The sequence below is a fragment of the Legionella steelei genome (assembly GCF_001468005.1).
Classification (GTDB): Bacteria; Pseudomonadota; Gammaproteobacteria; order Legionellales; family Legionellaceae; genus Legionella; species Legionella steelei.
The window spans coordinates 1407722-1419766 of sequence record NZ_LNYY01000019.1 but is presented as its reverse complement, the minus strand read 5'-3'; the positions used below and the strand labels follow the sequence as shown (position 1 = coordinate 1419766).

The following is a 12045-nucleotide window of genomic DNA, read 5'->3' as shown; positions in this document are numbered from 1 at the left end:
TATAATCGTACACTATGATCAAAAAAACATAGAGTACGAATTATGTAAAGTACACGCAAGTGTCTTATTTACTTTAAGATTAAAAGAAGTGCCATTTGCATTTATTAACATCTTGAATGTTAAAATTAATGCAATAAAGCTTGGTACGTTTAACCTAAAATCACACCTCTTTTTCGCATGAACTTTTGTAAAACATACGCAAAAAGATACATGAGTGTGCCAAGTACCATAGCGGTTATTCCCAAAACTAAATAATAGTTTTCATAATAAGGTAGGCTTTCTATGGCCGAGTGAACAGTATTGGGTATTGCGACCCAAGCGGCAATCCTACCTGAGATGGCATGTGCCAGAGAACTTGCCAGGTACCATACCCCCATGGCAAAAGCAATTGAGTGTTTGTCACAATACAGACCAACCATACTTAAACCAATGGCGCTGACCCATAATTCTGCAATTGAAATGAGAATATAAGTTAATGCAATGTAATTGCCATTAATTATTCCATCTGTAGTAGTCGAAGCAGCAAATGCCATAACCAAAAGAGCAACTCCCGCAAGGGCGGTTCCTGCAGCAAATTGATAGGGAATTGTGAAGCGTGGGAACAGTTTATAAAAACGGGGCAACTGACTGCCAATAGCTAAGATAAGTAATGGATTTAGTATTTGATAATGAGCGGGAGATACCGTTAAACCAAATAAATTATGATCGGAATTATTTTCTGCGAACAAAATTAAGGTGCTATTCATTTGGTTGTAGATAACAAAAAATACGACTGCTTCAATGATGAGTAAAAGAGCAATCATTTGTTTGTCGCGAATGTTCCCTGTAAGGGTTAGCGTTTTCTTTAAAAACCATGCAATTCCTATCCCACAACCCGTAGCGATGATTGTGCTTGCAATATAAACATGAGAATAGGCAAATAAAGTCAGTACATAAATGGTAACTATGTAGGCAATTAAACGCAGGATGCCTGATTGAGACAGTTTGGATTGATCTTTGCCCCAAATCACATTTTCATAAATAGAGTAACGTTTTGCAAAATTTAACGCAGCAATTGACTTACCCACAAAGGCTAAGGTCAGTATGGAAAGTGGGCCATAACGGCTTTCAAAGAGTAATGGGGCAATTAGCGTTGCTAATAAAGCACCCACATTAATTGCTATGTAATAGTATGTCATGGCTGATTTTGCTTTAATCGCATCATCGGAATAAATATGCGACACCATGCTTGAGGAGGTTCCCATTAAGAGAGAGTTGGTCGCAGGAACAAATGCATAGGCAGCAATAAAAAAAGTGTCTCCTAGAGAACTTACGGTGTATCCACTAATCATGATGAGCAAATAAGCAGTGGCCAACATGATACTGCCGAGAAGTATTGATCGCCTGATTCCGACTACAGTATCAGCCATATACCCACCAAGCATAGGCATCAAATAGCCCATTGCATGAGCCACTCCAATAAATGCATATGCTTTGGCTTGGCTGTATCCTAAACCTTGAGACCATACGGGGCGAGTTAAAAATAGAACCATTATGGTATTAAGCGCATATACAGAAAACTGGCTCCAAAAGGTAATGTATATGATGTTACTGGCTTGTTTTTGTCGCAGAGCTAATTCAGGCAAATAGTTTTTCACTTCTTGAGAAATCATTTTTCCCTCATCACCTAAAGATAATTATTTCAGATTATCATTTTCTGGCAAGAACGACATCAATTATGTGAGTATCATGATAGGGGAAGGTGAATATTTTACTGAAAAGTCGCTTAAGCCTTTGAATTAAAAATATTTTTGGCAACATTCTAATGGATAATGTATTGAGAAACCAAGTACCTTCAATACCAAAAAGCGCTAATTCATCAATGGTATTCAGCGTTATGGGTATTTCCAAACGTTGATGTGCAATGACTTCGAATTGATGTTGTTGAAATGCTTGCATCAATTCATTGTTATTGGCGGCAACCGTGGTATTTTTTACAATGGATTTATAATAATGACCAACAACACTACTTAAGATGGAGTCTTCCGTAATAAATTCAGCGAGGCGTTGTTGCGCGACTGGAAACGAATCATAGGTTGTAGTAATCATTGAAAAATGACCATTTGCGCGGGTCAGTAGTTTCGCCTCATTAAATAAAACCTTAATGGGGATATAGGCATTAATAAAATGCGCTAGGATTAAATCTTGGCTATGAGGGGGGAGGAACTTATTGGCTTGTGCTGCACTTCCTTCTATAGTAATTACAGGTAATGTTTCGCGAGCTCGTTTTAACATTTCAGAGGAAACATCAATTCCTGTAAATTCGGCTTGCGGCATTATTTGTTGTAGTTTTTTGAGAAATGCACCATCACCAATACCCAAATCAAGAACTTTATAATGAGGCTTCATACCCAAATAAAAGCTTTTCATTTGTTCAATTGCTACTTGATGACTCTGGCTAATTGCACCAAAACGATTGGCTATAGCATAGTGTTCCGCGATGTCGTTGTACATGGCCTTCAAGGACATGCAAAAATTCCGGTTTAAAAAGGTTTGGTAAGTATATCCTTAAATGGAGGAAATTTGCGACTGCTGACCAAGGAAAAATTTATAGATAATTTATTGTTATCTTTTAATGTATTAGTATATAGTGCTCGTCATCAGTTGATAATGAAGCAAATGCGGTTGAATTTTCAGGATTTATTATGCCTAAGATATTAGTTACTGGTGCCACGGGATTCATTGGAAGAAAATTAGTGCCCGCTCTTATCAGTGCTGGTCATGATGTTCGATGTGCAGTATCTCAAAATGTTAATTGGCTCAAAGCCGAACAAATCAAAGTGAATAAATTAGAATCAGAGACTGATTGGAGCGAAGCACTTTCTGGAATCGATGTAGTTATTCATTTAGCAGCCAGAGTCCATGTAATGAAGGAAAAAAATGCTTCAGACTCCGATTATTATTATAAAATAAATAGTGAAGCAACAAAAAATTTTGCAGAACAGGCAGCGAAACATCAAGTAAAACGATTTATATTTTTGAGTTCAATTAAAGTAAATGGTGAGTTTACATTAAAGGGACAACCCTTTTCTGAAGAAAGCAAAGCACAACCGGAAGATCCTTACGGGCACAGCAAGTTATATGCTGAGCAATATTTACAAACAATCAGCCAAAATTCTTCTTTGGAAGTGGTTATTCTTAGACCGCCATTAGTTTATGGACCAGAGGTTAAGGCTAATTTTTTAAAAATGCTGCACTTAGTTAAGAAGAGAATGCCTTTACCTTTTGCGAGCATACAGAATAAGCGTCATTTTATTTTTATTGAGAATTTGGTTTCGGCATTATGTATTTCAGTTACTCATCCCGCAGCGGCTAATCAGACCTATTTGGTTGCTGATGATGATTCATTTTCTGTACCCTCATTAATGCATCTCATCGCACAAAAAATGAATACAAAAACTCGCTTAATTCCTGTGCCTGAACGTTTGCTGGAAAAAAGTTTTCAGCTTTTAGGAATGAAAAAATTGAGTAATCGCTTACTTTCATCCTTAGAGATCAATAACAACAAAATCAAATCAGAGTTAGGCTGGAAGCCTCCTGTTAGTTCGGATGAAGGATTGAAAAAAACTGTTGAATGGTATCAAAGTGAATTTAGTTCTTAGTATCTTTTTTTTAACGTGTTCCATTGTACTGACAAAAGTATTCTGTGTTTTTGCACAGAATACCCGTCTTATGGATAAACCCAATAATCGCTCCATGCATACTATCCCAACAATCAGGGGTGGAGGACTTATTTTTATTGGGTTGTCTGTGCTGGCTTTGCCTCTTCTTTGCTATGTGACACATACATCTGTTTTTGAGCAGTTACCGTTCATGCTCTGTATTTTTTTTCTTGCGGCAATTAGTTTTCTTGATGACTTATATAATTTATCAGTAAAACCGAGGTTTTTTGCCCAAAGTGGTGTTGCCTTATTCATTGCTCTTTTTATACGACCTGAGCAATTGGATTTTGGTTTTATTGCAGTTCACTATTCTTTTTTTATTATCCCGTTTATTTTTTTCGCGGTTATCTGGGCCATTAACCATTTTAATTTTATGGATGGCATTGATGGTTTTTGTGCATTGCAATCTGTTTTTTTATTTTGTGCCTATGCAATTCTCTTCGGTATGATGCATGCGACGTTTTACCAAAGTTTTTGCCTTATACTAATTTTTAGCCTTATAGGCTTTTTATTTTTTAATTTCCCACCCGCAAAATTGTTTATGGGAGATGTTGGTAGTGCGACTTTAGGATTGATTACTTTTTGTATCGCGTTAATCGCACAACAAAAATTTCAAATCCCAATTTTTTATTGGTTTATGCTAAACGGTTTATTTCTTTTTGATTCGACTATTACTTTATTGCGCAGAATGATTCATAAAGAAAACTGGTCTGCAGCGCATAAAAAACATGCTTATCAGCGATTAAGACAGTCAGGGGTTAGTGTTCCAACAATTTTATTGGGACAAACAGTAATGAATGTATCCTTTTTAGTTTTGGTGTTGCTGATTCAGGAGCATAGGATTCATTTTGGATTTTTATTCATGCAAATTATTATTATGTTGTTCATATATTATCTAATTGAACGAAAGTTTCCAATGTATCCAACAGCACTTACTTATTAATTTTACTTAGGGTTTTATTTGCCTTCTAAAATCGCATCATTTTGCCTCAAACTAGCGAATTGTAAATAAACCTTAGTTAAAAATGGATTTTTTCTAGTAAAAAAGTAAAATTAATCGATTTCTTAATACTGCGTTAATAATCACAGTGTAAAATTAAATTCGAATAGCAAATATAAATTTGTTTTTAGTCGTTTTTGGCTATCAAGAATACCATGGATTGCGTTCTGTGGAGGAATAGGTAGCTGCTTTGTTAGGGAGATTTTTATGTTAATTTTAACTCGACGAATTGGTGAAACATTAATCATAGGTGATGATGTTAATATTACCGTACTAGGTGTAAAAGGTAATCAAGTACGTCTCGGTATTAATGCACCTAAAGATGTATCTGTCCATCGTGAAGAAATTTATTTACGCATACAGCAAGAAAAACAATCAGACGAATCTGAAGAAGCAGTATAATCGATTTCCTCGCAGCTCATCCGGTTCCGAGCACTTAAAAATGCTCGGGACAAACTTTCCGTTATCTATTCTGTTGTAACTGCTTATGATTTTTGGTGAAGTGAAGTATCTCCTGAGGAGAGAAAGTGCTTTAAGCCTGACTCATCTTGTAGTATTAATTGTCCTAACTCATTAATTCCGCAAGCAAGCCCAGAAAAAGTATTTGCCGATTGAGTTACTTGAATATTCTTTCCGAATAAATAATCCGATTTACTCCACTCATCCATAAAGTAATTAAGATCATGGTGAATAAACTTGATTAAATAAGTTTCTAAATTGGTGATCAGTTTTGCAATAAGGAAATTACGATCAAAATGTTTCTGAGTTATTTCATATAGTGAGCACCAGGGTTTATCTGGAAGAGGATGGTTCTTGGTGTCCGAATTGACGTTTAAGCCAATACCAATAATGACTTGAATATTACCGTTCGATTCAGCCAATATTTCAATCAAACTACCGCATAATTTTTTGTTAGCCCATAAAATATCATTGGGCCATTTAATCTTAATGTTGGATGATATGTCTAACTCGTTTAACGTTGCCACAATGGCCAAACTGGTCACTAAACTTAATCCAGAAAGTTTGGTGAGATCATAGTTGAGGTCCCAACGACTCGAACAATATATATTTTCTCCAAAAGGCGAGTGCCAGTGCCTTCCAAATCGACCTCTGCCCTGAGTTTGTATTTCGGCACAACAAATATCAACTGAATGTGCCAGGGGTAAATCTTTAAGATAACGATTTGTTGAATCAATGCTGGTAAATAGGTGTAACTTGAACGGAGTTGTTCGTTGTGCTGCTGCAAGATGTTCTGCAATCTGTTGTTTATTCAATAAAATCAATTGATTGGGAAGCTGGTAACCTTGATGCCTTATGCGTTTTACAGGGATTCCTGATTCAATTAAATGATTAATTTGTTTCCATATAGCGGAACGAGTAATACCCAGCGCTATCCCTAACTCAGAGCCACTATGGCATTCGCCATCACCAAGTAATTGTAATAATGTGAGTTGTGAAGAAGTAAAGTGCATTGATAGAAACCTAAAAAATCAAGCGAGCATCTTGTTGAAGATGAATAAATCCATGTCTAATTTCCCTAACGGTGGGATGATGACATAAAGCACCGCTACAGGCTACTTCTGGCATAAAAGAGCGTAATTGCCACGTCATATTATGCAATGGATCATTCACCAGCTGTTTTGTTGGTATCGATATGGGTACGCTAAAATGTTTGGTTGGATACGAAAGGCCTAAGCCACAGGCTTTAATAAATGCTTCTTTTTGTGCCCAAACATGGAAGAATACAGCAGGTTTTAAAGCGAGTGGAACTCTAATAAATTCTTCATACTCATGATCGGAAAATAAAGTTTTGGCAATGCCCTCATAAGGCCGAGCAGAATATTTTTCTATGTCCACGCCTAAGGGGAAACCTTTTCCCACTGCAAGTAGTGCTAAATCACCGGTGTGGCTTATATTAAATTGCAGTTTTGTTGTATTAATGACCTCTGGTTTTCCATGATTATTATAAGTAAATTCCAACTCTTCTGGAGGCATATTAAGGTAACTTGCCAGGATAATTCTCAAAGTAGCACGAGCAGTAGAGAAACGGCGTTTATGCCTGCTGAAATAGAATCGTTCCGCACGTGCTTGCTCTTCGTGATTTAATAGTTCATATGCATTATTTAATTCATGCACTAAAGAAAATTGCCAAAGATCAATTCGAGCCTCATTTAAGACGCAGTTTTGTGTATTTAAAGGGTTGAATCCTGTGATGATCATATACGTTGTTTGAATCTGGCATCAATTGTCGGTTAAGGTTATCATATACCATGATTATTTAATTCACCAAAGAGTATTCAATGAGCCGACAGTTTTTGGATTTTGAGCAACCCATCGAAGAGTTGAATCAAAAAATTGAAGCACTTCGTATGTTAGGACATGATAACGAAGTGAATTTAAGTGACGAAATAGCACGATTGCAGGCAAAATGTTCTGATTTAACAGTACAAGTTTTTTCAAACCTGGAACCTTGGCAAATAGCGCAAATGGCAAGGCATCCACTGAGACCACAGACTACTGATTATATTGAACGTATTTTTACTGATTTTCAGGAGTTACACGGCGATAGAAGTTGTTCTGCGGCCCCTGCAATTATTGGTGGTTTGGCACGCTTAAATGGTGAGCCAGTTATGGTGCTTGGCCATCAAAAAGGCAAACGCACCAAAGAGAAAGTATATCGTAATTTTGGTATGGCTCGTCCAGAAGAGTATCGAAAAGCGTTGCGCTTAATGAACATGGCTGAAAAATTCAAATTACCTATTTTTACGTTTATTGATACAGCAGGAGCATACCCGGGGATTGGTGCTGAAGAGCGCAATCAATCTGAAGCAATTGCTCGAAACCTCTTTGTGATGTCAAATCTTAAAACGCCAATTATCTGCGTGGTAACCGGAGAAGCAGGTTCTGGTGGTGCATTGGCAATCGGTGTTGGTGACCGTGTGTTAATGCTGCAATTCGGTATTTATTCCGTAATTTCTCCTGAAGGTTGTGCTTCTATTCTTTGGAAGGATGCATCTAAAGCAAGTGAAGCAGCTCGTGCGATGAGAATCACTGCAGATAAAATTATGGAAAATAAGTTAATCGATATGGTAGTACCTGAGCCATTGGGGGGGGCGCACCGTAATGTCGATGAAATGGCAGCACGTTTAAAAGATATTTTGCTTAGTGAGTTGCGTACTTTAAAGAAATTGCCTCTGGACCAACTCGTCGAAAACAGATATCAGAAATTTATGGCTATGGGAGCAACTGATTAAGCCTCTATTGAATGTCGAGTGGTTTTCTCGCCTAAGTCATTTTAATAAATTAATTGTAGGGTTTAGTGGTGGGCTTGATTCAACGGTGCTTTTACATGTTCTTGCGTCCCACCCATCTTTACTCACTAAATTAGTTGCAGTGCATGTTAATCATGGTATTAGTGCTCATGCATCTCTTTGGCAAACACACTGTCAGCAGGTTTGCCATAATTTAGATATTCCTTTCATGACTCAATCCGTGCAATTTGATCGTGCTGCCAATATCGAAGAGGGCGCACGTATTGCTCGTTATGCTGTTTTTTCTTCCTTGATGACAGAACAAGACTGCTTGATTTTAGGACATCATTTAGATGACCAAGCTGAAACAGTGCTTTTGCAACTATTTCGTGGTGCCGGCGTAGATGGTTTGGCTGCGATGTCGGATTTTGGTCAATTTGAGTTAGGGGGAATGGCTCGACCTTTTTTAAGTCATTCTCGCGAGCAACTTGAGCATTATGCTGTTTTGCATCAATTAAGTTGGATTGAAGATGAGAGTAATCAAGACATCAATTATTCACGAAATTACCTACGCCAACAAGTTATCCCTTTGTTGCAAAAGAAATGGCCGGGAGTAGTGGGGAATATTGCAAGAGCTGCGCTTCATTGTCAGCAAGCCAAAAGAAATTTAGATACGTTGGCGGCACAAGATGTTAGTCCTCTTTCCACATCCACCATAGTAGCGTTTGGAAAGAAGTCTACTGCATTGGAAGAAAATTCAGACGTATTAACAAACAATGTCTTATTAATCACCTCATTAAAAGAACTGAGTCGTGATCGTATAGCGAATGCGCTTAGAGTGTGGTTGAAAAATAATCGGGTTCAATTGCCATCAACAGCCACCTTTGGGCGGTTGATTGATGAGGTGATCTTCGCAAGTTCTGACGCAATGCCCGAGGTGAGTTGGGCTGACGTGAGTGTGCGTCGTTATCAAGGTCATCTCTATTTAGATAGAAAAAAAACCAAAAAACCGTTGCCTTGTGTTGCATGGTCCGTATTTCCTTCACCGTTAATTATCGCTGATGCAGGGATTAATTTGTTGGCAAAAAAAAGCAATCAAGGTCTAGTGATTCCTGAAAATACGCAAATATTTGTGCGATTTAGGCAAGGAGGTGAAGAGTTTTTCTGGCATGGACAAACCAAGCGGTTAAAAAAATTATTCCAAGAGTGGGGTGTTTCGCCCTGGTTAAGAGAACGAGTTCCTTTGATTTATTTTAATGACACACTTGCAGCGATCGTTGGTTATGCGATGAGCGATTTATTTTTTTCTAAAGAATCTGCGAATGCATGGGTTTTCGTTAATAACTATTAAAAATTGTTTTAATTTTCATTAATCTGACTTAGATTAATAAAAGAAATAATTAAATATTAAATTCTGCCTCTCATGAAAAATATCTTAGACATAAAGTCATTACTTGCACTCAGTGGCAAACCCGGCAATATACCAGAAAACCTGATGGCATTTTTTTTATATTTAAAAAAAGTGAGGCGATTGAAAAAAAGTGGGGATCATTTTAATGCATTTGCAATGAGTTACGATGAAATAGATGGGTTAACAGAGATTATTGAGCGAATGGTAAAGGATTGTGGCGAAGACTTACGATTTCAAATTGCTATTTCAAAATGGGACGGAAGTGAAAGGTTAAATCATTGGTCCTTTTTAGAGTTCAATTTTAAAGGATCAGAAACGCCTCCTACTTTAGATATTTTGATTTGTGATCCCTTAGGCTTCATGCGATCTATAGTTTTAGTTAGCTCATTAAGCAGCAAAATGCGGTTTGGCGCTTTAAGTAAATTATGTTCATTGAAGATTTATATTCCTGTTGACACATTACAAATAGCAGGTCGTGCATGTGCTTATTTTGTGGCCGATAGTATTTCAATGTTATCCAATCAGGACAAGTACAGCCCGATTTATGATTATATGAGTACTCATCAACAAGAACCAAAAATGAAAGAAGCAATAAATATATTGGCGCTTATTCGTGAATCCCTCACTAATTGTTATACAGAGGAGGAACTTGATGATATCTATAATTTTAAGATAGCAGTTAGCTCCTTACCAGTCAGGCTATTACGTACAAAACACTCAATCGCCGAATTAGAAAAAGAAGTTCTCTATTCAGAAGAACATAAAGAAGAGGTTGTCAACGGGAAGGGTGAAACTGCCTGGGGCTCCATTAGTAAGAATTTATTTTTTGTTAAAGGTAGAGTTAGTGATGAGGAATATCGAAACATGAGAGTTAATAAAAAAATGGAAAAACTAGAGGGAATTGTAAGTGAGTTAACCTCCTCTACTACAGAGGAGGAGTTTTTATTATTTTATGAGACCATGCATGAACATCAGTTATCCAGTTTAGAGAAATTGGTAGAACAGAATGTCAGAATAGATAGTTATGCCTGCTCTTAGCACTCTGGTAAATTAACAGCCAAACCACCCATAGACGTTTCCTTATAGATGCTTTGCATGTCCATTCCAGTTTGTTTCATAGTCTTGATCACTTTATCCAGCGAAATTTGATGTTGGCCATCGCCAATAAGTGCCATACGTGTTGCATTTACAGCCTTCACAGCACCCATAGCGTTACGTTCAATACATGGTATTTGTACTAAACCTAAAACCGGGTCGCAGGTCATTCCTAAATGATGCTCCATTGCAATTTCTGCGGCATTTTCTACTTGTGCTACAGTACCACCAAGAACGGCTGTAAGACCTGCTGCTGCCATAGAAGAGGCGACACCAACCTCACCCTGGCATCCTACCTCAGCTCCAGAAATGGAAGCCCCTTTTTTATAAAGTATGCCTATAGCTGCTGCAGTGAGAAAATAGGTGTATATGACTTCATTGCTCATTTTATCATGTGCATGCTGACAATATTTAAGGACAGCAGGAATAATACCCGCAGCACCATTTGTTGGCGCCGTAACGATACGTCCACCAGCCGCATTCTCTTCATTGACTGCCATAGCATAAAGATTTAACCAGTTCATGATATCTGATTGTTCGAAAATACTTTTTACACCCTTTTCATTCATAAGCTTTTGATATAAATCAGGGGCGCGTCTTTTTAAATTAAGTCCACCTGGTAAAATACCATCATGCTCGCACCCATTAGCGATACAGTCATTCATCACTTTGGCAATGGCCAGAATGCCATGATGAATTTCCTCTGTACTGCGCCATGTTTTTTCGTTAATCAGCATTAATTCTGCAACGCTTAAATCATTTTGTTGGCATAACTCTAAGAGTTGGGCTGCGGTTGAAAATGGATATGGAGGTGGATTCGTATCCTCAGTGGTTTTGGAAAAATCTTCTTCGGTGGTAATAAAGCCACCACCAATTGAGTAATAAACCTGGTCAATCAATAAATTATTCTGATTGTCGAAAGCAGAAAACCGCATTCCATTAGAATGTTTTGGCAAGAGCTCTTTTTGCAAAAAAAGAAAATCAGTCGATTCATTAAAGTTAATATTTTTCTTGCCTGCTAAATTGAGTGTATGTGTGCTAAGAATTTCATGCATGCGTGGCACCATGGATTCAGGAGCTACAGTCTCAGGGGCTTTGTTTTCTAACCCATTTAAAATGGCTTTATCTGTTCCATGGCCTTTACCTGTTAAAGCCAGTGAACCATAGAGTTCCGTTTTAACGCGTTGTACCTGATTCATGAGCTGCTTGTCTTCAAGCAATTTTAAAAAGGCATTTGCAGCAAGCATAGGGCCGACAGTATGAGAGCTTGAAGGGCCAATTCCAATTGAAAATAAATCAAATACACTGATGTTCATGTGAGTTAATCTCTTGTTAAAATTAGTGCAAAGTGTAGAGGGATCTAAATTATTTGTCTATTTTAATTATAGTGAACATCTTGACTTTATGTTCGGTAGCATTATTTTGCTGGGAGCATTATGTAACTGATCTGCATTAAGGACAGCCTCAATACAAGAAACTTTATAATATAGTTACAATTAATCGCGTTTAAATACTGGTAATTTCATGTGAATTTAGGCAGAATTATGATGCATTTTAGAATGTAATATCTTCTTATAAAACAATCGG

The 12045-nt window shown here is 37.4% G+C and carries 11 protein-coding genes; 6 read left to right on the top strand and 5 right to left on the bottom strand.

Annotated features, from left to right (window positions below; translation table 11 throughout):
• Nucleotides 1–149: 149 nt before the first annotated feature.
• Together Lste_RS10430 and Lste_RS10425 are read right to left on the bottom strand one after the other, a co-directional pair.
• Nucleotides 150–1652: a peptide MFS transporter gene (locus Lste_RS10430; RefSeq protein ID WP_058510953.1), complete on the bottom strand. Its 1503-nt coding sequence runs from the start codon at nt 1650–1652 to the stop codon at nt 150–152.
• Nucleotides 1653–1689: 37 nt separating this feature from the next.
• The gene (locus Lste_RS10425; protein ID WP_058510952.1) at nt 1690–2508 is read right to left on the bottom strand and encodes a class I SAM-dependent methyltransferase; all 819 of its coding nucleotides are present in this window, start codon (nt 2506–2508) and stop codon (nt 1690–1692) included.
• Nucleotides 2509–2684: 176 nt separating this feature from the next.
• Between Lste_RS10425 and Lste_RS10420 the strand changes: the two genes are divergently transcribed.
• From Lste_RS10420 to csrA, 3 genes are all read left to right on the top strand, one after another.
• Nucleotides 2685–3641: a UDP-glucose 4-epimerase family protein gene (locus Lste_RS10420; protein WP_058510951.1), complete on the top strand. Its 957-nt coding sequence runs from the start codon at nt 2685–2687 to the stop codon at nt 3639–3641.
• Nucleotides 3625–4644: an MraY family glycosyltransferase gene (locus tag Lste_RS10415; protein ID WP_193393401.1), complete on the top strand. Its 1020-nt coding sequence runs from the start codon at nt 3625–3627 to the stop codon at nt 4642–4644. Before Lste_RS10420 ends, Lste_RS10415 begins: the two co-directional genes overlap by 17 nt.
• Before the next feature lie 264 nt (nt 4645–4908).
• Nucleotides 4909–5103, top strand: a complete 195-nt coding sequence (gene csrA / locus Lste_RS10410; RefSeq protein WP_010654169.1) for a carbon storage regulator CsrA — start codon at nt 4909–4911, stop codon at nt 5101–5103.
• Nucleotides 5104–5186: 83 nt separating this feature from the next.
• On the opposite strand, the gene Lste_RS10405 is transcribed toward csrA, so the two are convergent.
• Both Lste_RS10405 and Lste_RS10400 read right to left on the bottom strand, forming a co-directional pair.
• The gene (locus tag Lste_RS10405; protein WP_058510950.1) at nt 5187–6173 is read right to left on the bottom strand and encodes a biotin--[acetyl-CoA-carboxylase] ligase; all 987 of its coding nucleotides are present in this window, start codon (nt 6171–6173) and stop codon (nt 5187–5189) included.
• A 10-nt stretch (nt 6174–6183) separates the two neighbouring features.
• Entirely contained in the window at nt 6184–6921 is a 738-nt protein-coding gene (locus Lste_RS10400) for a 4'-phosphopantetheinyl transferase family protein (protein WP_058510949.1), read from the bottom strand.
• A gap of 80 nt (nt 6922–7001) precedes the next feature.
• On the opposite strand from Lste_RS10400, the gene Lste_RS10395 reads away from it, so the two are divergent.
• The 3 genes from Lste_RS10395 (at nt 7002) to Lste_RS10385 (ending at nt 10401) form a co-directional block, all read left to right on the top strand.
• The gene (locus Lste_RS10395; protein WP_058510948.1) at nt 7002–7955 is read left to right on the top strand and encodes an acetyl-CoA carboxylase carboxyltransferase subunit alpha; all 954 of its coding nucleotides are present in this window, start codon (nt 7002–7004) and stop codon (nt 7953–7955) included.
• The gene (tilS, locus tag Lste_RS10390) at nt 7948–9303 is read left to right on the top strand and encodes a tRNA lysidine(34) synthetase TilS (RefSeq protein WP_058510947.1); all 1356 of its coding nucleotides are present in this window, start codon (nt 7948–7950) and stop codon (nt 9301–9303) included. The genes Lste_RS10395 and tilS overlap by 8 nt, the downstream gene beginning before the upstream one ends.
• Before the next feature lie 72 nt (nt 9304–9375).
• A complete protein-coding gene (locus Lste_RS10385; RefSeq protein ID WP_058510946.1) occupies nt 9376–10401 on the top strand; it encodes a hypothetical protein in 1026 nt (341 codons plus the stop codon).
• On the opposite strand, the gene Lste_RS10380 is transcribed toward Lste_RS10385, so the two are convergent.
• A complete protein-coding gene (locus tag Lste_RS10380; protein ID WP_058510945.1) occupies nt 10398–11774 on the bottom strand; it encodes an L-serine ammonia-lyase in 1377 nt (458 codons plus the stop codon). The genes Lste_RS10385 and Lste_RS10380 overlap by 4 nt on opposite strands.
• Nucleotides 11775–12045 lie beyond the last annotated feature (271 nt).